The sequence below is a fragment of the Dulcicalothrix desertica PCC 7102 genome (assembly GCF_003991905.1).
Taxonomy (GTDB): domain Bacteria; phylum Cyanobacteriota; class Cyanobacteriia; order Cyanobacteriales; family Nostocaceae; genus Dulcicalothrix; species Dulcicalothrix desertica.
The window spans coordinates 494,112-519,121 of sequence record NZ_RSCL01000003.1; the positions used below are offsets into that span (position 1 = coordinate 494,112).

The following is a 25,010-nucleotide window of genomic DNA, read 5'->3' on the forward strand; positions in this document are numbered from 1 at the left end:
AGAGTTACAGCAAAATATTAATTGTTTACTAGTTGTTTATCTATCATTGTTAGATTTTCTACATCGACTGTATCGATATTTTCTATGTAGAATTTTACTTGCTCACGCGGTAGGTGCTTTATTTTGGCGTAAAGAATTGCGGTTTCAAGTAATATCGAGCGTGCTGTTTTATTTTTCATGTTTTTGTAATTTTTATGTAGCGCTATTATTCAAAATTAAACTTTTATTTAAAATTTTCTGTTAGTCTCTAACAATAAGTCGGTTAACGGCTTTTTAACTATATATTGGCGCCGTTTTTGTGCAAACGTTAAAATTCAATTAAATTCTGATAATGTGCGTTTATTTCGTATGATGGAAGTACTCAACATACATGTTAATTTTTAAATAAATAGTAAAATTTTTATAGGAATATACGTAAAAGGATAGAATCTTGGTGTATATAAAATATACTTCTAAAATTGGGATAATATGAGTATTACAAGAAAAGTTTCCTCTTCGATATTACTTTTCGCGGTTGTTATCTTAGTTCCTGCCCTCTCCTCATGTGGACAAGGAGGTAAGGAGGTTGGAAAGGCAGTAGTTGGTTCAGTTGTAGGATATGCTGTCAAGGAAGGACTCAATTGTGCAGTTAAAGGCGAGTGTCCGAATGCGGAAGCTGCATCGCTCCTCTGAACCGGATAAGGCGATTAAAGATTATTATCAACTTATTAATCAGCGGCAGTATTCAGATGCTTGGGCAAATTTAAGTAGTAGATTTCAGAATCTAAAACCAGAGAATAATTACAATAATTATGAAGAATGGTGGAATAAGGTTAATTCAGTAACAATCGATTCTATACAGTTAGTCGAAAAGGATAATCATACGGCTATTGTAGACGCTAAGTTAAGTTATTCAATGAAAGATGGTCGCAAAATAAATGACCCATCCAGAATTACACTAATTCTTCATTCAAATGGAAAATGGCTAATTGACGACAAAATCAAAAGCTAAGTATTTTTGAGCTAGTTTAAAGTAATTCAGTGGAGAGAGGCGCCACATAACACGAACTGGCGCCTGCCGCAGCAATTTCTGTTTATGAACGACCAGCCTATCAACTTTAACATGACAGATACTGAGTATGCTGCATTATTAGAAAAAGGTTATGACCCACTCCTTGAGCAGCGGCTAATTGCGCTTGGTCAAAATCCTGAAGATGCGCGCGACTTTACCCGGTTTCTGGGTATGGTAACGAAAAAACCGCCAACTAATGATGTAGAGTGGGAAGAAGTGTGCTGCGCGCATGGATGTGAAGCATTGCAACTTGACCGGGAAGGTTTGATGGTAGCGTGGAGCGAAGCAGAAAACGAAGATTTATCATAATCTGTAAATCTTCATCACTGATGAAGTAACAACTTCAACTGGAATAAGTTTGACAAGGCTAATAACTTCAGGTTCTACAATCATTACTGCTACAAGAAATAGGGTTTATATGACACTAACAGTAAAACATTTCAAAAAAATCGCAATATTTGATTCCACATCAGTAATTGCCGAAGAGCTACTTTCTCTTGACTTGTTAAAGCTTGGTAAAAAAGTTACAGAGTGGGCAAAAATAGCTACCAATAATGGTGCAGATTCTTGCTATGTGCGTTTATATAATGCGAACAAAGAAACTGTAGATATAATTTTGGAGAATTTGTCTTATAAGGAATTACCAATTATAGTACCATTTTCTCTTAATTATAAATCTTCTTTGATTAGTGCTTTTCATTTTCGAGAGAATGACAAAATTAAAACTCATCAGACTCTAGACAGTAATGTGCTGTTTGGGAAGTCATGCCACTCGTTGAAATCTATTTTAGAAGCGGAACAGTGCGGAATAGACTATGTATTTTTTTCACCGATTTTTGAGACAAAAACTCATCCTTTATCTAAAGGAATTGGTCTAAGTATGCTCCGTTCAGCTTGTGAATCAACGCAAATGAGGGTTTTTGCCCTTGGAGGAATCAACGAAAATAATTATAGGCAATGTCTTGATGTAGGTGCGTCTGGTATTGCGGCAATTAGTATGTTCACAAAGTCCTGTAACTAGACCCTGACAAGTAATATAAATTACCAAATCTATAACCATGCTCGTTCATGTCATAAGTTTTGGATTGAAACTGTCTGCTAGACGTTAAAGCTAGAGTCGATATATATCAAGCTTTTTAACCAAACGGTTTTAATTTTAGCCAAGATTCATGCGGCTCAAAAATATTTGCAAACGTGTACTTTGAGGATTTGTCAGGACATGACTTTTAGGCGCCTTGGAATACATGACTCTTAGGCGCCGAAACTATTGATTGACAAAAGCTATTAAGCAGCGATTTCGTCTTGATTTTCTTCTGATGAAATTGCTACCAACTTGATATGCTTTCTACCTATATTGAGGGAAAATTCATCCCCTGGCTTTAAACCCAATTGTTTTGTATAAGCAGAACCTATTAGCAAGGCGCCGTTAGACTGCACTGAAATTCGGTAGCTAGCGCTACGTCCACGACTATGCTTGTCCGTAGGGGTATCAAATGATATATCTTCTGCATCAAGTAGAGCGTTGAGAAATTTCATCATATTAACTCGCTCTACGCCATCTTTGGTGACGCTATAGTAGCCACAGGCTTTAGCTTTTTCTTCTTTACTGCTATTGGGCATTTCTTTAACTTTATCAGTTAATGCCTTACCTTCTAGAGCCTCGATTTGTTTAGCTTTTTTACCTGATGTCTCCTCAACTTTGGGCTTAATTTGTTTTACTTCCTGGGCTGGCGCCTCACTAACAGAGGGTTCACTTGTGAGTGCTTTTTTAGCTGATGCCTTGGGTTCTGAGGACTTCGTTATTTTATTTTTCGCCATGTTGACACAGTTGAGTTACGAAATTAATTTACATTTTCATGGAATTTCTTTATTGTATAGAAATATTTGCTTTATGACAATAATTATTCACTCTGAGAGAATGTTTGAAAAGTGCTATTTTGTGTCATGAGTCGCGAACGTTAACGCAGTTTTCCCGCTTCTTAGCATCTCAGTATACGTCCCAAAACCTAGATTCTAGCAGTAAGGGCAAATGCTCCGCATTACGTTTTGTGTAGCGGAACTCGCTTGGGACAATTTATATCTTGTCTGACTTTTCAAACAACCTCTGAGTGGCACCTGTTTTTTGTTGATGCAATCAGGAATACCAATAATTTCATAGTTGGCAAACTTTTTATAGTAATTCGGGGCACTACAATCCTATATAGTATAAAATAACTATAATAAATAGCTTTATCCCAAATAGTAGTTCGATTTTCCTTTACTGCACTTAAAGATTTGTAGGTATTGGCGCTCCCGCAAGCAATGCATCGTTTTACAAAAGCAATTACCAGTTTTCTTGTTATAACCGCTTGTTCAATTCTCAATGCAGTCCACCAGCCGTATACAGAGTTTTTAATGCAACGAGCAGGATAAAAAGAAGGAATGCGCGTAGCCGATATTTGGTTGCGGCACAGGGAATGTTTCTTTTATGATGGCTTCTATTGTTGGACTTAGTGGTTCAGTGATACGCCAGCTATTCGAGATGCTTTATTTGCTCGCGTAATTGCAGAAACAGGAGAAGATGATACTAGTGCTGAAATTCGTGGAGAAGCATTACTCGGTTTAGCAATTAGGAAAGATGAACGGGTAATTAATCCGTTAATTGTAGAACTTAAAAGCGGGCGCGTCGGTATACTTCCTGTTGAAGCAGCAAAAGAAATAGGAGATACAAAACTTTATCCAGCTTTGATTAATTTACAACTACATGTGATTGAAAATTAGGAGCTTTGGCGTGTTTAGCTCCACGAGCAATTAATTTTGACTCCAGCAGGAACGGCATTACTTTCGTCAATCCGACTGCTTCTTCTTCTTCATTAGTGAATGCAGCTACAGTTTTTCCTTTCACCAAATATTCACCATTCGATAACTTTACATTCACAAGCGCTGCTGGACCATGACATACGGCGCCAACCAATGCTCCCCGTTCGTACATTGATGCGGTAAGTTGCTGCAATGGTTTGTTATCGGGTAAATCCCACATTACTCCATGTCCACCAGCGAAGAAAATTGCTTGATAGTCGTTGGGTTTAACTTCTGCAGGTGCGAGGGTGTCTTGGATTTTTGCCATCACTGCTTTATTTTGCAATAATTGCAGATTTTTCGGGTCGCTTTTATCGTTGCTTTTAGGGTCGATGGGAGCAGCCTTCCCTGTGGGACTAACAAAATCAACTTCGTAACCAGCCTGGGTAAAGGCAGGCCTGACCGCGCAGTCAGTAAGCGCCTTCGGGACTAAGACAACCCGGGCGGCATGGCAGGGCAGACCTTCGACGTATCTCGTCTGCGTCGATGACCGCAGTACATCAGAAGCCCTGCAACGTTTCCATGCCGACCGGGCGAAGCGCTCTCACGACCTGCATACCGGTCACCACCCGTTCCTGTCACGACCCGACCTCGTCACCGAACAGATCATCAAAATACTCCGCACCGACTGAAGGCGCAACGTCTAAGGGACTTCCAAAAAACAATACCCAAAAATTTCTTGTGGGGTGGGCAGGAAAGCCCGCCTACAGTTTGAACGGGCAAGGATGCCCATTCCACAACATGGAGAATTAAATTTTTGGAAGTTCCTTAGTTTACTGAAACTTTTCAATAACTCTGGAGGCGCCTCTACTAGCTACACGTTTAGTTCAATCGAAACAGGCTTCCCGTCGCGAATGAGTATTTTGTTAATTAAAGCCCGGTATATTGGAATTTTTTGTTCATCTGTTAAGAATTGCCAGTATTCAGCGTCGCCGAAAGTATCACGTAGGATTTGATACTTGTATCGGTCGAGCGTGCTTGAACTCTTGTCCTGAGCAAGTAATACCCGCAATTGGCTATTGAGTTCAGCAATGGCGCCTTTAACAGTTGGGTTGTTACTGCCTAGTGCTTCGAGATTACTAATCTCAGAGCGTAAGTCGCGAATGTTTTCGGGTTCAATTAATTCGTCCGTCTTGTCTAACGAATAGCTGGCAACCTGTTCTGCTCTTTGCGCTAATGCTTCAACTACAGCTTTCTCAGTAAGAGAAGCTGGCGCCATTTTTTGTTGACTACAGCTGCGAGTAGCCCAATTCTTGCATTGATAGTATGGTTTTTTTGATGAACCAGAACCTTTGTAACACGTACTGTTACACTCAGCGCAAATCACTAGTCCTGAGAGTGGGTGTGACTGGCGTGTTGAACCGAAACCGCGCGTGTTTCTATTCCACTCTAATATTTGCTTAATCTCTAAATATTCACTTTCAGTAATAATTATTTCTTCAGGGTGGGTGTTGTAAATTATTTGCTCTTCGTACTGCCCCGAAGCTTGTCTGTAGCGAGTGTGCCCACGTAACACGGGTGAGTTGAGCCAATAGCGAAGACCAGGTGCCGAAAATCTAAACATATCAAGCGCAATACGTCCAGCCCATTTATTATGATGCGACTTTACCCAAATGCCATATTTTTGATTAATCCCTTGTAAACATCGCCTGATACTTCGTTGTTCAAGAAATGTTGATTTAATATCAATTGCTATTTGGTAGCGCGTTAACGAAGTTTGTCCGCAGGACGATAATTCAGATTTTTGATGTATCAAACACAAGAACGGGCGCCTATCTCTCTCAAACTTCTCTCCCACTTTTATTAAGCCAAACGGCGCCTTGGTCGCAGCTCCTTTATTCCGTAAATGTTCCCACCCGTGACGTATCGATTCACTTTTTTGGTCGCTATGATGTTGAGCAAGTATAGCGACAATACCCGCTTGCATTTTACCTGCTGCTGTTGTTAAGTCGATTGGTTCGTCCAACACCACAAGCTGAACTTCACTTTTGATAAAATCTTCGACCAAAGTAAACCACTGCTTACCACGCCGCGACAATCGGTCAACCCGCGTTACTACAACTTTAGTTACTCGCCTCGCTCTAACGTCCTCAAGTAAGCGCTCTAGTTCTTCGCGGCGATTACCTTTGTAACCTGACTCAATATCTATATATAACTTTTCGGCGCCTGCATGTTTCAGACGCTCGACTTGCTGTTCTAATGCATTTGTATCAGCTTGATGTTTTGAGCTAACACGCGCGTATCCTACAATCATTGTTTTTCGCGACATTTAGAATGTACTCTGGATTGTACAACATTCTTTTGAAGACAACCCATAACGACCACCAATTATTTTAGGAGTGCTGAGTGATGAGTGCTGAGTGCTGAGTGACCAAGTTTCGTGAATAGCGGTGACTACATCTAGATAAAGTGGTTCTCCTGCGCTTCCAGGTTCTTTGGTACGGTCGAGAACAGCTATTGATTTTACGGTACTGGGCAATACGTCTATAAATTTTTGTACGTCGAAGGGACGATATAACCGCACTTTTATAACACCAACTTTTTCACCGTGTGCGTTCAAATAATCTACTGTTTCGTGTACTGTTTCACATCCCGACCCCATAATAACGATGACTGAAGTAGCATCACTGGCGCCGTAATATTCATATATTTTGTAATATCTACCTGTACGCTTTCCAAAATCATCCATGACTTGCTGAACAATATCTGGACAAGCTTGATAATAAAGATTGCCGCCTTCTCTAGATTGAAAATATACATCGGGGTTTTGGGCTGTACCACGTAACACAGGACGGTCAGGAGTTAAAGCGCGCGCACGGTGTGCCAAAATTAAATCTTCATCTATTACACTTTTTAAATCATCATCTTGTAATAATTCTACTTTCTGCACTTCGTGAGAAGTACGGAAACCATCAAAAAAATGCATAAAACTAACTCGTGCTTTGAGGGTAGCAGCTTGAGCTATCAAAGCAAAATCATGTGCTTCTTGTACCGAAGCAGAACATAACATTACAAACCCAGTTGCGCGCGCTGCCATGACATCACTATGGTCGCCAAATATTGATAGTGCATGGGTAGCAAGTGCGCGTGCCGCAACGTGAACAACAATACTCGTAAGTTCACCAGCAATTTTATATAAGTTGGGAATCATTAACAACAACCCTTGTGATGAAGTGAAAGTTGTTGTTAGTGAACCAGCTTGCAAGGCGCCATGTGCAGCAGCAACGGCGCCTCCTTCACTTTGCATTTCAATAACACTAGGAACGGTACCCCATAAGTTTGTACGGTTATCAGCAGACCAAGCATCTGCCCATTCTCCAATTGCCGAAGAAGGTGTTATTGGATAAATAGCAATTACTTCGTTCAAACGGTAAGCTACACGAGCAACCGCTTCGTTTCCATCTATAGTGGCAAATTTTTTACCCATGATATGCGCTCAAGCAACAGCAAATACTTAACATTGTTAGTTTTTAAGTATTAATTTTCTGTTACTCTCAGACAAACGTTACACCCATAAATGTCTACTAGATGCACATTTTGATCCCCCCAACCCCCCTTAATAAGGGGGGCTAAAATTTGTTCTTTTTCCTGTCCCCCCCTTATCAAGGGGGGCTAGGGGGGATTAAAATCATATACAACAACTTTTAAAATTGTCTCCAAACTTTAATATATGTATCTTCTCCCCTACATATATTATCTCTAGTAGCATAAACAAGTGTCTGTTGATTCTGGCTGAGAATAATATCTTCGTTTAAAACACTATCATTACTAATCTTTTGAGTTCTGCCCTCATTGAAAATTTCTCTAATTACAATACCCTCGTTTTTTCTCGAAAAGTGAGGACTAAAGCTAATAAAAGATTGGCAGCTAGGACTAATTAATATAGAACGATGTTTATATGAATGCCAAACGTACCATTTAAGTCTACATAAAAAGGAATACTACTAGTAGAGTAGATTAATTTTGTCTAAATAGTACTATTGATAGAGATATAATTAGTTATAAGATTATATTATTGTTTGTTAAATTGAGAATTATATTTTGGTGCGTGGCGCTTGAGGTCTTATAACTACGTTTGGATTTTTTCATGGCGCCATGCATCCTACGATATTATCAAATTATATTAAATTATGTTAAATAAATTATTTTTGAAGTCGTCATTATCGTTGTCGGTAGCTTTGATGACTATCGGCGCCAATTTTATACCAACTGTACGTCCTGCGTTTGGCGCCGAGCGGATAAATATTTCTTATGGGATTTTCCAAAGGTCTATTCCAATTAAGTCTTTGGAGTTGTTCGCTAGAACTGGTGAAATAGATGAAGATTTTTCTGCTTATGCTCGGTATGTTGATAAAAAGGAGTTAGCGCAGTTAAGACGACTTTTACTTACTCCTATTCCTCTTGGTGCTGTTGAGGTTTCACAATTTTTATATACGGCTATTGGTCAGACTTTGTTAGAACGTTTGGGGGATGTTATTCAGTTGGAGTCGGGGCTAAATGGTTTTTATGCTATTCGCTCTGCTTTGATTGTTTCGGCGGCACAAAAACAAGGGTTTACGCTACTTGATGTTTTTCGGAATTATTCTTCTAACGCTATTTCGATTAATTTATCTCGTACTCAGGAGATTGCCCAATCTGTTCAGATTTTAATTAATCAGACTAAAAATGCGATTGCTTTGATTAATCAAGAGTCGAGGGAAGAGATGGGAAGCACTGAAGTGCTTACGACGGGGGTTACTACGAGACGTTTTCAAGTGCAGAAGGCAATTTTTAATTTTAATGATGTGTCTCGTAATCGGGTAATTAATACTGATGTTTATGTGCCTGTAGCGTCTGGTCGGCGCCCTATTGTTGTTATTTCTCATGGTCTTGGGTCTGACCGCACGAGTTTTGCGTATCTGGCTCAATATTTAGCTCGGTCTGGTTTTGTTGTTGTGGTTCCTGAACATCCTGGTAGTAATGCTGCACAGTTGCAAGCTTTGTTGTCTGGTAGAGCGGATACTGTTACTGACCCTAGAGAGTTTGTTGACCGTCCTTTGGATATTAAGTTTGTACTTGATGAATTGACACAGTTACAAGATTCTAATGCTACTTTGCGCGGGCGCCTCAATTTACAGCAGGTTGGTGTGGTTGGACAGTCGTTTGGTGGTTACACTGCTTTGGCTTTGGCTGGCGCCAAAATCAATTTTGAGCAGTTAAATAAAGATTGCCCTCCTTTGAGGAGTTCTTTAAATGTTTCACAGTTACTTCAGTGTTTAGCAGTACGTTTACCAAGGACTGAGTATAATTTGTCTGATTCAAGGGTGAAGGCTGTAATTGCTATTAACCCTGTAGGTAGCAGTATATTAGGACAAACTGGATTGAGCCAAATTAATATACCTGTAATGATTGTTGCTGGTAGTGCCGATACTGTTACTCCTGCGCTTCCTGAACAAATTCAACCTTTTACTTGGCTGACTACTCCCAATAAATATTTAGCGTTGATTAATGGTGGAACTCACTTTTCTACTATCGCTGAATCTCCTAATAATGCTCTCCCTATTCCACAAGAAGCTGTAGGTGCCAGTCCGGAAGTTTCACGTTCCTATATCGAATCTTTAAGTTTTCCCTTCTTTCAAACTTATGTTGCTCAACAACCAAGTTATATAAATTACCTAAATGCAGGCTACGCAAAAGTTATTAGTCAAGCACAGTTGCCTCTAAGTTTGGTGCGAAATATCACTCCTAATGAGTTGCAACAAGCGCTGAATGGTTCTCCTTTATCTTCTAATCAATAATAAATTTATATTGTTTATGTGAAGTTTTTGTTAAGCAAATGGATGTACAATTAAAAGTTATAAAAGTAAGCGTAATAGAGATGTAGCAGTTGTGCTAAATGTAGGTTAGGCTCCTGTGTTTATAGCGAACATAAGTAATATAAGTAAGTAAAAAAAGATTTGTGCGATTTCTTCCGTGATTTGCTGTAGTTAGTTCGTATAAAGATTCTAGCCCAGTCAATTACGGAGATATTTACCCAGCATGTCTAACTTTCGTAGCATTATGCTCTTAATTGTTGCATTAACTATCACGCAAATTCTAATGGTATTTTTTGTTCATTCTCTTAAACAAGAAAAAGTAGGTGATGCTCAGAAACATTCACCTGAGTTAATAAGTCAGAGTAAATTTAAACCACCAAGTACTAGTAAACCTAAAGGTTCTTCCGGCGCCGGTTCTCGTCGTATATCTAATAATCATAGATATAAGGGTGTGAATAGCTAGTGTAAGGTTAGTAATTGTTATTTTTCAGAATTTTATCTATCAGTACTTGATTTTCTTGACTTTCAGATTGTTTCAAATATTCAATTGCAATTTGTCCAGCTACAGGTTGTTCTTGAGTAAATTTAATTAGCTGTTGTACTATTTGACTTAATTGAATTTTATCGGAATGTTTGGTAATAATTATTATCTGCGTAATTACGCCAGCTAAAAATGCAATTATTGCGGGTATAATTGGAATCCACCATCCTAGTAAAAAGGCAATGTAGGTAACTAATGTTAGTATCAATATTAAAAATAAAATTGAAACTAGCAAATATTTCAATGGCTTAAAAAACCAACTAAGAAGTGTTCCCATTCCAGACCACAGTAAAATCCAAAACCATTCAATTTGATGCAACCATACTTTTAATAGTGGGCGCCCATCGAGTGCTGCACTTAAAATGGAACTTGCAATATTAGCGTGAATAACAACTCCAGGCATTCGAGCCGGGTTATCGAAACTGCTGTTACTATAAGGAGTATGATACAAATCGTTCACACTCTCTGCTGTCGCACCAATTAAAACAATGCGATGGCGTATTAAATCAGCAGGTATCTGATTTTTTAGTACATCTTGAATGGAAATAACTTGAAACTGTTTCTGGGTACCGTGAAAGTTAAGCAAAATCTGATATCCCCCCGCATCTGCTCTCACATATCCCCCATCATTCGAGTGAAAGGGAGTAAGAAGTGCTTTCCCTATTTTGATTTGGTGATTTGGTAAATCTGAAGCGTAGATATTATGAGTTTCTAAGTAGCGTAATGCTAACTTTAAACCCAAGTTTAAAGTTATTTTATTATCTTCTTCAATCGATAATAAAGCACGACGAATTTTTCCATCTCCGTCTAGCACTTGGTCGGCAAGACCTACTTGTTTGAGTTCAGCTAAAACTGGTGAAGGGGCAATTTTATTATCAATTGCCTTCTTTACACCAATTAAATTTGGTGTTGTTCTGTATATTTGTATTAGTTTATCGGCGCCGGGTTCTACTGGTAAGTCTCGATACAAGTCTAATCCAATAGCTTTTGGGTTGTAATTTTTTAATGTTTGCAATACCTGTGCGAGAATGGCATCTGACATTGGATATTGACCATATTGTTGAATGTGCAATTCATCAAGAGCAACAATCACAATTCTAGGGTCAACTGTTGTAACAGGACGCGCTTGAAATAATTTATCTAAGCTCGTCAACTCTATTTCTTCTAATACGCCACTAAAACGTAAAATAATTACTGCAATGGCAACAATAAAGGTAATCGAAATAATATGAATTCTAGCTAATCGTAGTTTCTGTATATTCTTTTTGGCAGTTTTGCGTGCATTCGCTAAAATCTGCTGGGCAAGTCTATGCATTTCAAGGACAAACTGTGATTTTTCTTGTTCAAGATATCTTGCTTGTTTTTCTGCTAATAAATCTTTTTGAATTTCTCGCTTTGCTGCTTCTTGACTTGCAGTTAAAAAGCGATAGTCTTGGTCACTAAGTCTTTTACTGTATGACCACGTAAGTGCTTGTTCTAAAGTTTCTCCACGCAGCAAATACTCAGTACCTTTTTGCCCTGAAGCTATCCATGCTTTAAATTTTTGCGCGTAAGGACGCAATTTCTCCATTTGTTTGGAAGTCCATTGTAAATCAAAAACTGCTTCGTAAATCAAATTTTTAACTTTTAATTTACCTTGTGAGTGAATTACTAATCCTGATAGTAGTAACTCTATTTGCTCTCGACTATCATCAACTAAAACTTCTTCTCCTAAAAGAATTCGCTGATAAACCTCTAAATGGCGCCCTGCAATATGTTCGTTTCTGATAATTCGGTCTGAGATTGTTCGTAAATGCTGCGGCTCATCTTGAAATTCCCAGTTGTTGATGATATAATTTATTACGACATCTTTTACTATTGTTTCCACTGATTGAGTAGCATTTATTTTTGGAGTTAAATCAAATAGTAATTGACAGAGTTTATGAGTCAAGAAAGGTTGTCCGTTCGTCCATATCAAGATATGACGCATTATTTCAAAAGCATTATGTCCTGGAATATTTAGTCCGTCAGCTAATGGCTGAATATTATCTATAGCAAAACCATCTAATTGTATCGACTTACCAATATTGAACGGTGTACGTTGCTTATCTTGAATTAAGTCTGATGGTTTGGCAACTCCAAAAATAGCAAACGTTAAACGATTATATTCTGGATTGACAGCACGCTGATTATAACAGAACCGAATGAACGCAAAAAAATCATCTACCGGGAAGTCAAGTGCCAGAACGTTATCAATTTCGTCTATGAAAATAATAATTTGTTCGTTTTTAAACTCGACTAACAGCACTTCTAAAATAAATCGGCTTAATTTTTGGAGTAAAGATATTTCTTCTTGTTCTTGCCACCAAGTTTTTAAATTAATTTTATGAAATAAATTAAATCCTGACAATAAATCTGTAACTAGTCCTTTATACCATTGCAATGGGGTTATATTTTCGCTGCCTATATTCGTCAAGTCCACTACACTACATTTATAATTCTCTTGTTCTAAACGGCAACTCGTTTTCACTAAAAGTGATGATTTTCCCATCTGTCTAGAGTTAAGAACATAGCAAAATTCACCCCTCTTTAATGCTTGGTAAAGTTCGCTATCACACGCACGCTCTACATAACTAAGAGCATTACTTCTTAAACTGCCTCCAACTTGATATCTGTAACGGGTCATATTTAACGTTTACTTTCCTTAATTAATAGTGGCTATTCTATATAACTTCAGTTAAATTAACGATAATTACGTCAATTTTACAAACCTTGATTACCTTTTTTAAAAATCTTAACAAATTTAACTTACTTTTATAACTAATATAACTTTTTTTTAGTAACTTATTAAAAGTTATGTTTATTTTATTTGTATAGCGCCATCATGTAGTTAGTGGGAAAATTATATATTTTTATTGAGAGAAAATAATCTTGATAAAGTTTGAATAAAAGTGTAGCCAATCCATATTTATAGATTATAATTATCAGCTAGTATTAAATTGTTTTCGATTTTAATTATAGAGACTATTTATTAAGATGAATCAAAACTACGTTAATGTATTTGCCCTGCCTGTCATTGATGCGATGTTAGCATCAAAGCTCAATCATTCTGAAAGCAATGAGCTAGCTTTTAAAAAAGTTGATGATATCAACGAAAACCAACATAAACATTTTTATCAATTTTGGCTTCTTATGTATATCAATCAACACTTAGATATAAAGCACCTCGAAAATATATGTTATACCGATGATTTAACACAACTTCGTAACAAACGCTACTTTGATTTTTACCTAAAAAATTGCTGGGAAGACTTAGCCAACGAGAAGGCGCCGCTGTCGGTTATATTTTTAGATATCGATAATCTCAAGGTCTATAATTTAATGCGGGGACAAGAAATGGGTGATAAGTGTGTATATGAAATTGCGAATGCGATTCCTAAATGCTTAAATAAACATGGCACTTTGGTTGCACGCTATCAAGATGACGCATTTGCAATAGTTCTTCCCAACACTACAGCGAGTAATGCAGTAGAAATAGCTGAGGTGATTCGCGAAGAAGTAAAAAATTTGAATATTCAACACGCTGTTGCTCAACTTGGTGGACTGCGTTTTCCTATTGTCACAGTTAGTTTAGGAGTTGCAACCACAATTCCCAATTTAGAACAATCTCCAAATGTTTTGTGTGATGCAGCTTTAAATGCATTACATCGCGCGAAAAAGTTAGAGGGAAATTGCACTTGTGTTAGCAAAACTCTGAAATAATCTTATATATATAGAGATTATTTGCTAACTCGATTTCTTCCAAGTTTTTTGGATTGCATCATTGCTTGTTGAGCAGCAGCAATTAATGTATCTGGATATAACTCCGAATTTGGTTCGATAGTCGCTACCCCTAAACTCATAGTTAAAACTTCTGACGGTTCACGAGTTATTGATAAATCTTCAACACACGCACGAATTTGTTCTGCAAGTGAAATTGCTGTGTCAGTAGTTGTTTGAGGTAATACTACAATAAATTCTTCCCCTTTATGACGCGCTATTAAAGTTGCTTGCTGCTTTACACAGTCACACAAAGCTGTACTAATTTGTTGTAACGCCGCATTACTGGCGCCTAAACCATAAGATTGATTGTATGATTTAAAGTAGTCGATATCACACCAAATCATCGATAACGGTAATGCTTCGGAATTCCACTGGCGCCATTCGGTTTCTAAATAATGCTTGAAATAACCGTATTGTGTATCAAATTCGAGTAATTCATCTGCACTACTTTGCCTTCGCACGCTAAATATACTTGGATTTAAACCTTCTAACTGTTGGCGAAAATATAAACGATACAATTCACAACTGATGAAAGCTAAGTTACCATCTAAATGTATCAACCCCATACTCTCTAGCTTATACGCTGCCATTGCATCAAGAAAAGCACCTTCATTCGTAGTTAAAACTTGCTCTAACGAAAGTGCTAATTCTGGTTGCTGTTGTAGAATTACTAAAAGACCTCGTAAATGGTCACTATAAATACCTGCTAGCGTAGGAGCGTTCTGCAACAACTCTTCTAAAATCATCTCTCCTCTATAAAGATGATAAAAAGCTAGGTTAATTAAATAAGGATGTCCCCCAACCATTGACATTAACTGTTGAATTTGCTGTTCTTGAATCGATTCTAATTTGTAGCGAGCAGCTAATAATTTAACTTGTTCGCTAGAAAACTCAGGTAACTTAACCGCTAAACCCACATTAAACGGAGATTGATGCAACTTTAAAGGTATATATACTTCGGTTGAATGGGCAATTACTAAGCGTAATTTTTGCCAAACCTGTTGCGAACGAGCAATTTCGTGCCAATACCGCAGCATTGGTAAAAATTCTGAGGCAATACTTGAATGCTCAAAAATGCAGTTGACTTCATTTAACACCAAAACTAATGGATGTTTAATTTTAGTAAGCAAATATTCTTGAAAATAAACTTTAGAACTCACCTTGCTACCAATATCCTCATCCCAATAATCATCTAGTTGAGGATTGATCTGCAACTGCCTGCTAATCGTACTACAAAACCAGCGTAAAAATTTATCAATATTCGTAAATATTGCTTTGTCCGGTTCCTGAAAATCTATATAAGCTGATGCGTAATCCTCCTCTTTCACACTGCTAATTATTTGATTAATTAAAGAATTTTTGCCCATTTTTTTTGAAGCTCTAATTCTAACTACACTACCTGGTTTTCTCACTTCTGCAAAAACAAGCTCTTCAATTGGAGAACGGTGAATGTAAAAAGGAGAATCATATGGTAGAGGACTACTAAGTAGTTCTATTTCAAAGTTTGCTGTTATACTTGGTATCGTCTTATTATCACTATTAAATTTATTTGAAACTTTCTCAATATTTGATAAATACTTGGGTAAAATTAAATGTATATTTTTCTTTGTTACTCTTTGGCCAAGGACATTGGAAATGTTATTCCACAAATCAAAGCCAATTACTTTTAGGTAATTACTAGAATAATTCGTATTTTGTGCCATTTCTTCATAACTTTTACCTGCCCACGATTGACGTAATATTAATTGTTCAATCGGGGTCAGTTGTCGAAACAGCACTCTTTCCACTACTTCTAAAGCATTCTCGCTATCCATAACGCAAATTGCAAGATTTGTATAAACTTGGACTTTTATCAACAAAAGGGAACATCTATTTATTATTTACTACATATGCTAATTTTACAACAAAATGCTTTCACAACATCTATTTAATGATAAAGATGATACATTTATTTGTGGGAACGGCAAATTTATAGTTGTTTTCGAGAAATACTACACCAGTACTCGGTCGTATGTATCAGGCACTCCGGCTACAGACCCAAGAATCGGAAGACATGACCCCATTGTGGAAAGATTATTTTTTTTAATGATTGTTGAGAAATGTTGCATACCTATCTATACCTAATTTATAGACAAATGTTACATTAATATGGTACTTTTGCCTGCTGTAGTGCATTTCAGTTAGTCCAAAACAGTTACAAACAAGGCTAATATAGTGAGAAGTATAGCTAAAGAGCCTCCAGATGAGGCACTACACCAAAGTTCTATTTTTTACATAGAGCGTCCACCAATCGAAGCAACAGTTTGCCAAGAAATTACTAAAGAAGGTTGTATTATCCGTATCAAGTCACCTCAAAAAATGGGAAAGACTTCTTTAGTTTTGCGATTAATGAAATACGCAAAAAAAGTATTGTATGCTACAGTTTACATCGATTTCCAGCAAGCAGATAAAGATATTCTTTGCAGTGAGGATAAATTTTTTCGTTGGTTGTGCGCTAATATTAGTAAGCAATTGCAGTTAAATATACTCGTAAATCAATATTGGGATTCGGAAATTGGTAATAAAGTTAACTGTACACTATATTTAAAGAATTATATACTCCAGCAGCTAAATGTACCTTTAGTATTAGTTTTAAATAAATTAGATTACATTTTTGAATATCCTATTGCTACTAGCTTTTTGACCCTACTCCGTTCTTGGCACGATGCTAAATATGATGTCGATTTGAAGCAAATTCGACTAGTACTAGTTCACTCGACTGAAATTTACATTAGTTTAAATATAAATCAATCTCCTTTTAATGTGGGACTTTTAGTTGAACTACCTGAGTTCACAACCAAACAAATACAAGAGCTAGCTTTACGCTATGGATTAAATTGGTCTAGCACAATTAACAATAGATACGCTTTTCAGCTAAAGTCCTTGCTCGGAGGACATCCTTATTTAGTTCGGATGTTCATTCATAACCTAGTAAACAATCCCAATAGTACATTTGATGAACTTTTAGAGCAAAGTCATACATATCAAGGTATTTACAATAGTTATCTTAGAGGTATATTAGCAACCGTTATCCAGCATCCAGAATTAGTAACCGCACTTAAAGATTTAATGTATCATGGTGAAATATTCTTAAATAATATCGTTGCTTATAAATTAGAGAGTTTAGGATTAATTAAAGTTAATAGTCAGTGTACTTTTTCGTGTGAATTATATAAAAAGTATTTTGCCACTCAAAATTTTGAAGAGCTTAATGTTTGGCGATACATGAAAAAGTTACAAAAAGATAACAAAACTTTAAGAAGTTTATCAAATACAGATGAACTGACTCAACTTAATAACCGACGTTATTTTGACACAATGCTCCATCAGTTATGGTTTATGCTTGTCGAGAAAGAGGCGCCAATGTCAATGATTATACTAGACATTGACCATCTCAAAATTTATAATCAAAGCTATGACCGTATAAAAGGAGACGATTGTATAAAAAAAATTGCTAATGTTATCCAAGAAGTTGTGAGTGATTTTTCTAAAGTAGGTTTATATCAAATACAAGCCGTTCGATATAGCGGTGGAGAATTTGCTATACTATTACCTGGTAAAACTCTTGATATTGCTATACAAGTAGCGGAAATTATTCGTACAAAAGTTAAAGACTTAAATATTCTACAAACACAAAAATATTTTGGTCTTACTGCGCCTATTGTTACAATTAGTTTAGGTGTTATTTGTGCAGTAACAAACGCAGATAAATCCCCAATCAAATTAATGGAAATGGCTCGTCAAGCCTTATATCAATCTAAAAATGATGGACGCGATTGTATTTCAGTTGACATTTATTAAATATTGAAGAATAAAATAATGAATGAAAATAATGAACCATCTGAAGCATTGATTTTGCTTTGGTTAACTCTATTTATTATTTCTGTAATTCTGATAAAAATTATTTTTTTTGCAACAGATACACCAAAGGAGTTATTATTTATAAATTAACTTTAATTAAATAAATGTAATTGAATAAATTGATAGTTATTTTTATTATCATGAGCATTGATTTTATTATCAAGGTTAGATAGTGAAATACCGAGCAGTCTGATACTTTGCTCGTTTAAGTCAACGCTTTCTAATAATTCTACAGCTTTGGCGCCAATTGTTTCTAAGTCGTTAATAGGGACAAGTAAAGTTTTGCTGCGAGTAATTTGCCGATAGTTAGAGAATTTGATTTTTAAAGTAATGGTGCGACCAGAAGCTTGGTGTTTGTCTATACGTTGTTTAAGTACTGTTGCAATTTCTTGAAGTTCTGATATAATAGATTGTTTATCGCTTAAATCTTGAGCAAATGAAGTTTCAGCGCCAATAGATTTACGTATACGGTTAGCTTCAACAGGGCGGTCATCTTGTGCCCTAGCTATTTTATAATAGTATTCTCCAGCTTTGCCAAAACAATCTGTTAACTCTTTTTGTGAACGCAGCTTTAAATCGGCGCCGTTTTGAATTCCTAGTGAATGCATCTTAGCGGCAGTGACTTTACCAATACCATGAAACTTCTCAATCGGTAAAGCCTTCACAAAAGCCTCAGCATTTTCTGGTAAAATAACAGTCATACCATTTGGCTTGTTCATACCCGAAGCCATTTTGGCTAAAAACTTGTTCATCGATACACCCGCAGATGCCGTTAAACCAGTCTGTTTAAAAATATCTGCCCGTATTAACTTAGCAATAGTAGAAGCATATTTAATATTTTGCTTATTTTGCGTAACATCTAAATAAGCCTCATCAAGGGCAACAGGTTCAATTAAGTCAGTGTAACACGCGAAAATATCATGAATTTGTTCTGAGACTTCGCGGTACACATCAAACCGAGGACGCACAAAAATCAAATTTGGACACTTCTTTATAGCAATACGCGAAGACATCGCAGAATAAATTCCAAACTTACGCGCTTCGTAGCTAGCAGCAGCAACCACTCCCCGTTGAGTTGGAGAACCACCCACAACTAAAGGTAGCGAACGGTAACTTGGGTTATCCCGCTGTTCCACCGAAGCATAAAAAGCATCCATATCTATATGAATAATTTTTCTAGTCATAATCAATTAGAAACCGGGTTTCTACGCCAAATTTTCTTTTGATTACAATATTTCGATAAAGAAACCCGGTTTCTTCATTAACCATGTATTGTAACGAATTGTTAAAAATACTGTGAAAATTCCGGGTGGATAACATAGAACGGAATAACGGCTAAAGAAAAGAGCCTTTGGTTCATAAATAATCAATACATTTTACAGGGATTGCATCTACTCAACGTCGCTTCTTGCTTTACATCAATTCTAAAGCAAGGCGCCACTTCCGAGAGCGTTCAGTAATAATATCGCTCATTCAAAAAAATTTGTCTTTTATTCTTTGGATGTAGAAAAATATACATCAATCCTTCATTATAAACAAGGAATTTTTCAGATGTCTAATCGTTCTTTAATGGCGCCATTTGACCTTCAAGATGGTTACTCTGTTGCATTTAATGATACGCACGAAATTGAGAATCATGTTCAAAAAAATAATTTTACAGAGGAGAGTAACCTTCGCGAAGCGACTCAGAGATTTTTGGAAGAAAAACAGCGACTGACTGAAGCTGAAAGAGAAGAAAATTCTCAAAACTGGTTATGGTATCAGATGTCAAAAATAGAAACGAGCATGGGTGACTATAATGGTTCTGTATCGGTGGAAGCAATTCAGGAACTTGCTATAATTAAGGCGCCTGTTCTAGAACAGTTGTTATCAGAACGGAGTGAAGCAGTAGAAAAGGCATCACAATTTGTATTAAAAGTAGCGCTAAAAGCATTAGAGCAAGATGGAAGAGAAGTAATACCAGGTGTGATAACAGTAATAGTCATGGGTTACACAATAATTTACAACTCGGTAACACATGACTTATTAATTGACAAAGTAAGTCAAGCTTACATGCGTCATGAGACAGGAAAAATCGAGAGAAGTTACCGTCCAGATGGTATTTTGAAAGCACAAGGTCAAAAAATCAGCTTAAACAGGCTATTAACAAAAGATTTGGCAAATTTTGACTATATAGAGTGCAGACAACTAACAAAAGAATGTTTACCCTTGCTGCGTGACATAGTTGAGAGGTATGCAAAAGAAGATAAAGTCTTGATTGAAATTTGGGCAGGAGGCAAAAGCGAAGAAGCCAAAATCGAAAAAACGTTAGGTAAAATCTTTGTTTCCTCCAAAGCGGGTATGCAAATAATCGAATCTGGTAAGCACTTACAGGTTAGAGACTTAGAAGGTAAATTAATCGTAAAAGCATATGGAGACAAAGTAGAAAAACCAATGACACGAGCAATATGTTCAGACTTTAAAGCACGCTACGCACTAATCCAAAAAAATTAAAAACACCCAAATGTAGAGACGTGACATATCGCGTCTCTACAGACGACAGATGTAACAGATGAATCGTTAACGAATCAAATTTGTCAGAAAAGATTAATAAAATAAACAAATGAATATAAGAGGAGTTACAAAATATTAAGCAACTTCAACCGTAAGCCACTTCATATCCTAAAATAAGGAAAAATATGGGACAATTGTAGGAAAAGCTCTATTTTACGCTTCATTTACTCAATCTAGGTATGGTAAGTTTGATTAATTAATCTATATAAGATAGATAATATAAATAAACACTAACTGTAAATGTAAGCTGATATTAGGAGTTGCGACATGAGTATGCCGCTACGTGTTTTAATTGTAGAAGACTCAGACAATGATGAGTTGATGATTGTACGTACATTACAGTCGAATGGTTATGATGTTACTTATACAAGGGTAGAAACAGCCGTAGAAATGGATGCGGCACTAGACTTAAATATATGGGATTTAGTTCTTTGTGATTATTGTCTGCCAGATTTTGATGGTTTAGAAGCTTTAAAAATAATGCAAAACAAAGGTATAGACTTACCTTTTATTATAGTTTCCGGCGCCATAAATGAGGAAATAGCAGTAAGTGCAATGAAAGCGGGAGCTTCTGATTTTGTCACAAAAAGCCGTTTAATGCGACTCGTTCCAGCAATACGACGTGAACTCAAAGAAGCAGAAAACCGACGAGCGCGATTAAAGAGCGAACTAGCGTTAAAAAAAACCCAAGAGCAACTGCGATTTGTTTTGGAAACAAACCGAATGGGAACTTGGGAATGGAATATTGCCACAAATGAAATTGCCTGTTCAAGCAGTTGCGAATATTTATTTGATATTACTCCGGGGACTGGGAGCAATTTAGATATATTTATAGACCGCATCCACCCTCAAGACCGTGACGCAATGTTAGAAGCACTTAAAACTGCTCAACAGTCACATCAGACTTATCAACATGAATACCGAGTTATTCAGCAGGATGGTAGTATTCACTGGATTCAGGCGATAGGCGATTTTTATCAACCAGCCTACGCAAAAGATAATTTATCATCTAAAAATTATAATAGAATGTTGGGGATAGTGATAGATGTCACCAAGCAAAAGTTAGCAGAACAAAAAATCTACGAACAAGCTGCATTATTAGACGTTGCCACAAACGCGATTTTATTACAACATTTAAATGGTATAGTTACTTATTGGAATAAAGGCGCCGAACGTCTTTATGGTTGGATAGCAGAAGAAGTTATAGGTAAAAATGCTTATGACATTTTGTATGGTGATTATTTGCCACCAGAAACAGCTTTAGAAAGCGTTATTAAATATGGAGAATGGCAAGGTGAGTTAAATAAAATTACAAAAGATGAGCAAGATATAATTGTAGATAGTCACTGGACTTTAATACGAGGCGAAGATAATCAACCTAAATATATTTTAACAGTTGATACCGATATAACAGCAAAAAAACAATTAGAATCGAGATTCATGCGTACCCAGAGACTAGAAAATATAGGTATTTTAGCAGGAGGTATAGCTCACGACTTAAATAATATTTTAACTCCAATTTTAGCAGTAGCTCAACTTTTACCTTTAACCCTTCCTAATTTGAACACGCGAAATCAAGACATGCTTCATATTTTAGAAGCAAGTGCAAAAAGAGGTGCAGATTTAGTCAAACAAATTTTATGTTTTGCGCGTGGAAATAATGACGAAAAACGTTTAATATTACAAGTTAAGCATTTACTATTAGATATTGAGCAAATAATTCAAGGTACATTTCCAAAGTCTATCGAAATTAAAAAACATATTCATGATGACTTGTGGACGGTAAGCGCAGATTCTACGCAGTTGCATCAAGTATTTATGAATTTAGCGATTAACGCACGTGATGCAATGCCAGAAGGAGGAACTTTAACGATTACAGCAGAAAATCAGATCATCGATACTAATTATACTAAAATGAATATCGATGCACAAGAAGGTAATTATATTTTAATAACTTTTAAAGACACAGGTAGTGGTATTCCTAAAAATATTATAGACAAAATATTTGACCCATTTTTCACAACTAAAGATGTAGGAAAGGGCACAGGATTAGGTTTATCAACAGTGTTTAATATTATTAAAAACCATAATGGTTTTATTGAAGTTGACAGTACTAGTAAAGGCTCAACTTTTAAAATATTTCTACCAGCAAGTACACAAACAGACACTACAGTAAAAGAAGATACAAGTATAGTACATGGAAATGGCGAGTTAATATTATTTGTAGATGATGAGATAGCTATTTCAGAAGTTAGTAAAACCACGTTAGAAACCCATAAATATCAAGTATTAGTGGCAAATAATGGAATTGAAGCAATCGCAATATTTGTCCAAAATAAGCTAACAATCAAAGCAGTAATTATAGATTTAATGATGCCAAGCTTAGATGGTGTCACAACTATTAGAGCATTGCAAAAAATAATGCCCAATATCAAAATTATTGCAATGAGCGGTTCAAATGATAGTGAAGAAAAAACCAAAGCTGTAGAGTGCGGTGTTCAAGAGTTTGTGCCTAAACCTTTTACCGCAACTTTTTTGCTAAATACATTACATCGTGTGCTTAATTGAGCAAACAAGTTTTGGAGTGTTCTAGGTAGGGCATAGCCCACATACTGCTTGATTTGTAGTTCAAAACACAATTAATATGGCGCCTAAATATTATGTAAAAATAATTACGTAAAGTATTTTGCATTACTTACAACTACGGAATAAAAATATATACTCGTTGTAGTTACAAACCCGGTTTCTGGTTTAATCATTTGCATCAATAATAAGCGCCCAAACAGTGGTGAGTTTGACTAATAAAAAAGTATAAAAAGTGGGTATCTGGGCGCCGCAAATAAACTTATACATTCCTTAATCATGATTAAAAAAATATTCACACTGCGCTCTCATAGAGGTAGCGGTAGGTTTCGCGTGTAATTTTTTGGATTTCAGGCGCCGGGAATTGAGCTATGATGTAGTGGCACAGGTGGAAACATCTGTGTCACAAATATCAAACGAGTATCAATGGCTGCAAAAATACCTGTTACTGTTATTACTGGATTTCTAGGTAGTGGAAAAACTACTTTAATTCGTCACTTATTGCAAAATAACCAAGGACGTCGTATTGCTGTATTAGTAAACGAGTTTGGCGAGTTGGGTATCGATGGAGAATTACTCAAATCTTGTCAAGTTTGTCCTGAAGATGAAAATGAAAACATTGGTAATATATATGAGTTAACGAACGGATGTTTATGTTGTACGGTTCAAGAAGAGTTTTTGCCGACAATGCAAGAATTGTTAAAACGGCGCTCTGAGATTGATTGCATTTTAATAGAAACTTCTGGTTTAGCGTTACCCAAACCATTAATAAAAGCCTTTCGTTGGCAAGAAATAAAAGCAGGCGCCACAGTTGACGCGGTTATTACTGTGGTAGATTGTTCAGCAGTGGCTAATGGAACTTTTGCTTCTAACCCAGAATTAGTAGAAGCGCAACGTCAAGCTGATGATAGTTTAGAACATGAGACTCCGTTGCAAGAACTATTTGAAGACCAACTCGCTTGTGCTGACTTAGTGATTTTGAACAAAACTGATTTAATTAATGAGACAGAGAAAGCACAAGTTAAGGAAAAAGTCAAGCAAGAATTATCAAGAAACGTTAAAATAGTTGACTCTATAAACGGCGCCCTTGACTCTTCTATATTATTAGGGTGGAATGCCGCTGTTGAAGATAATTTAGATGGGCGCCCAAGTCATCACGATACAGAAGAAGACCATGACCACGACGAGGAAATTACTTCAACCCACATAATATTTAACCAAAGCTTTGACCCTAAAGTATTGCAATCTCGATTAGAATCTTTGGTAGAACACTCAGATATATATCGCATCAAAGGTTTTGTATCGGTACCAAACAAAGCGATGCGTTTAGTCATGCAAGGAGTAGGAACAAGATTTGACCAATTTTATGACCGTCCTTGGTATGCTTCAGAAGAAAGACAAACCAAATTAGTTTTTATCGGTCGTGATTTGGATGCATCTAAAATTAAGTCAGCGATAAGCGAGAATTAAAGATTATGGATGCGAAAAACGTTTTAGGTGAGAAGCTACAAATCTGTTGCACTTCTCCAATGACAGGTTTTAGAAGAGATGGAATGTGTGACACCGATGGAACGGATATGGGTGTACACGTAGTTTGTGCGCGTGTGACAGAGGAGTTTTTGAGTTACACTAAATCGCGCGGTAATGATTTAACGACACCTGCACCGCACTATAATTTTCCTGGATTAAAACCAGGTGATTGTTGGTGTTTATGTGCCTCACGTTGGAAAGAAGCTCTTAATGCTGGGGTGGCGCCATCGGTTGTGTTAGCATCAACGCACGAGAAAGCTTTGGAGTATGTAGCGCTAGAAGTATTACAAGAATACTCAGTAGAAAATTAATCTTGTGGAGCGGGCATCCCTGCCCGCCCATCCCCACAAAATCACACAAATTCCATCTTTAGATAGAAGAAGAAGTCATAAAAGTATGGGCTAAACTTTATAATTAC

At 36.6% G+C, this 25,010-nt stretch carries 20 protein-coding genes and 1 pseudogene; 13 read left to right on the top strand and 8 right to left on the bottom strand.

Annotated elements, in window-relative coordinates; genetic code table 11:
* Positions 1-17: 17 nt before the first annotated feature.
* Positions 18-179, bottom strand: coding sequence for a hypothetical protein (locus DSM106972_RS51300; protein ID WP_158632791.1), 162 nt, complete (start codon positions 177-179; stop codon positions 18-20).
* 289 nt (positions 180-468) lie between these two features.
* On the opposite strand from DSM106972_RS51300, the gene DSM106972_RS08960 reads away from it, so the two are divergent.
* The 4 genes from DSM106972_RS08960 to DSM106972_RS08975 all read left to right on the top strand — a co-directional run bounded on the left by DSM106972_RS08960 (position 469) and on the right by DSM106972_RS08975 (position 2,072).
* Positions 469-672 (top strand): hypothetical protein, encoded by a 204-nt coding sequence (locus DSM106972_RS08960; protein ID WP_127080362.1) that lies wholly within the window; start codon positions 469-471, stop codon positions 670-672.
* Positions 647-991 carry a hypothetical protein gene (locus DSM106972_RS08965; RefSeq protein ID WP_127080363.1) on the top strand — a complete coding sequence of 115 codons (345 nt, stop codon included), beginning with the start codon at positions 647-649 and terminating at the stop codon, positions 989-991. The genes DSM106972_RS08960 and DSM106972_RS08965 overlap by 26 nt, the downstream gene beginning before the upstream one ends.
* 84 nt (positions 992-1,075) lie before the next feature.
* Positions 1,076-1,360, top strand: coding sequence for a hypothetical protein (locus DSM106972_RS08970; protein WP_127080364.1), 285 nt, complete (start codon positions 1,076-1,078; stop codon positions 1,358-1,360).
* 109 nt (positions 1,361-1,469) lie between these two features.
* Positions 1,470-2,072 (top strand): thiamine phosphate synthase, encoded by a 603-nt coding sequence (locus DSM106972_RS08975; protein ID WP_127080365.1) that lies wholly within the window; start codon positions 1,470-1,472, stop codon positions 2,070-2,072.
* A 263-nt stretch (positions 2,073-2,335) separates the two neighbouring features.
* Here DSM106972_RS08975 and DSM106972_RS08980 read toward each other — a convergent pair whose 3' ends face one another.
* Positions 2,336-2,761 (bottom strand): AbrB/MazE/SpoVT family DNA-binding domain-containing protein, encoded by a 426-nt coding sequence (locus DSM106972_RS08980; RefSeq protein ID WP_233787649.1) that lies wholly within the window; start codon positions 2,759-2,761, stop codon positions 2,336-2,338.
* Between the two features lie 1,018 nt (positions 2,762-3,779).
* A complete protein-coding gene (locus DSM106972_RS08990) occupies positions 3,780-4,385 on the bottom strand; it encodes a type 1 glutamine amidotransferase domain-containing protein (RefSeq protein ID WP_127080367.1) in 606 nt (201 codons plus the stop codon).
* Between DSM106972_RS08990 and DSM106972_RS55720 the strand changes: the two genes are divergently transcribed.
* A complete protein-coding gene (locus DSM106972_RS55720) occupies positions 4,288-4,521 on the top strand; it encodes an alpha/beta fold hydrolase (protein ID WP_127080422.1) in 234 nt (77 codons plus the stop codon). The two genes, DSM106972_RS08990 and DSM106972_RS55720, sit on opposite strands and share 98 nt — an antisense overlap.
* Before the next feature lie 182 nt (positions 4,522-4,703).
* Here DSM106972_RS55720 and xisF read toward each other — a convergent pair whose 3' ends face one another.
* Together xisF and DSM106972_RS09005 are read right to left on the bottom strand one after the other, a co-directional pair.
* A complete protein-coding gene (gene xisF, locus DSM106972_RS09000; protein ID WP_127080368.1) occupies positions 4,704-6,158 on the bottom strand; it encodes a fdxN element excision recombinase XisF in 1,455 nt (484 codons plus the stop codon).
* Positions 6,159-6,185: 27 nt separating this feature from the next.
* Positions 6,186-7,316: pseudogene (locus DSM106972_RS09005) on the bottom strand (pyruvate synthase); the annotation flags it as partial.
* A gap of 703 nt (positions 7,317-8,019) precedes the next feature.
* Here DSM106972_RS09005 and DSM106972_RS09010 point away from each other — a divergent pair.
* Entirely contained in the window at positions 8,020-9,666 is a 1,647-nt protein-coding gene (locus DSM106972_RS09010; protein WP_325052169.1) for an alpha/beta hydrolase, read from the top strand.
* Positions 9,667-9,907: 241 nt separating this feature from the next.
* On the top strand, positions 9,908-10,147 hold the full coding sequence (locus DSM106972_RS09015) for a hypothetical protein (protein WP_127080370.1): 240 nt from the start codon (positions 9,908-9,910) through the stop codon (positions 10,145-10,147).
* A 7-nt stretch (positions 10,148-10,154) separates the two neighbouring features.
* On the opposite strand, the gene DSM106972_RS09020 is transcribed toward DSM106972_RS09015, so the two are convergent.
* Positions 10,155-12,890: a CHASE2 domain-containing protein gene (locus DSM106972_RS09020; RefSeq protein ID WP_127080371.1), complete on the bottom strand. Its 2,736-nt coding sequence runs from the start codon at positions 12,888-12,890 to the stop codon at positions 10,155-10,157.
* 350 nt (positions 12,891-13,240) lie between these two features.
* Here DSM106972_RS09020 and DSM106972_RS09025 point away from each other — a divergent pair, with 350 nt between their 5' ends.
* Entirely contained in the window at positions 13,241-13,966 is a 726-nt protein-coding gene (locus tag DSM106972_RS09025) for a diguanylate cyclase domain-containing protein (protein WP_127080372.1), read from the top strand.
* A gap of 17 nt (positions 13,967-13,983) precedes the next feature.
* Here DSM106972_RS09025 and DSM106972_RS09030 read toward each other — a convergent pair whose 3' ends face one another.
* Positions 13,984-15,840, bottom strand: coding sequence for an AAA-like domain-containing protein (locus tag DSM106972_RS09030; protein WP_127080373.1), 1,857 nt, complete (start codon positions 15,838-15,840; stop codon positions 13,984-13,986).
* Positions 15,841-16,240: 400 nt separating this feature from the next.
* Between DSM106972_RS09030 and DSM106972_RS09035 the strand changes: the two genes are divergently transcribed.
* Positions 16,241-17,866 (top strand): AAA-like domain-containing protein, encoded by a 1,626-nt coding sequence (locus DSM106972_RS09035; RefSeq protein ID WP_127080374.1) that lies wholly within the window; start codon positions 16,241-16,243, stop codon positions 17,864-17,866.
* Positions 17,867-18,018: 152 nt separating this feature from the next.
* On the opposite strand, the gene dinB is transcribed toward DSM106972_RS09035, so the two are convergent.
* Positions 18,019-19,110 carry a DNA polymerase IV gene (gene dinB / locus DSM106972_RS09040; protein WP_127080375.1) on the bottom strand — a complete coding sequence of 364 codons (1,092 nt, stop codon included), beginning with the start codon at positions 19,108-19,110 and terminating at the stop codon, positions 18,019-18,021.
* A 367-nt stretch (positions 19,111-19,477) separates the two neighbouring features.
* On the opposite strand from dinB, the gene DSM106972_RS09045 reads away from it, so the two are divergent.
* The 4 genes from DSM106972_RS09045 (at position 19,478) to DSM106972_RS09060 (ending at position 24,903) form a co-directional block, all read left to right on the top strand.
* Positions 19,478-20,419: a hypothetical protein gene (locus DSM106972_RS09045; RefSeq protein ID WP_127080376.1), complete on the top strand. Its 942-nt coding sequence runs from the start codon at positions 19,478-19,480 to the stop codon at positions 20,417-20,419.
* 327 nt (positions 20,420-20,746) lie between these two features.
* Positions 20,747-23,047 carry a hybrid sensor histidine kinase/response regulator gene (locus DSM106972_RS09050; RefSeq protein WP_233787578.1) on the top strand — a complete coding sequence of 767 codons (2,301 nt, stop codon included), beginning with the start codon at positions 20,747-20,749 and terminating at the stop codon, positions 23,045-23,047.
* Positions 23,048-23,488: 441 nt separating this feature from the next.
* Positions 23,489-24,532: a cobalamin biosynthesis protein CobW gene (cobW, locus tag DSM106972_RS09055; protein WP_127080377.1), complete on the top strand. Its 1,044-nt coding sequence runs from the start codon at positions 23,489-23,491 to the stop codon at positions 24,530-24,532.
* Between the two features lie 2 nt (positions 24,533-24,534).
* Positions 24,535-24,903: a DUF2237 family protein gene (locus DSM106972_RS09060; RefSeq protein ID WP_127080378.1), complete on the top strand. Its 369-nt coding sequence runs from the start codon at positions 24,535-24,537 to the stop codon at positions 24,901-24,903.
* Positions 24,904-25,010 lie beyond the last annotated feature (107 nt).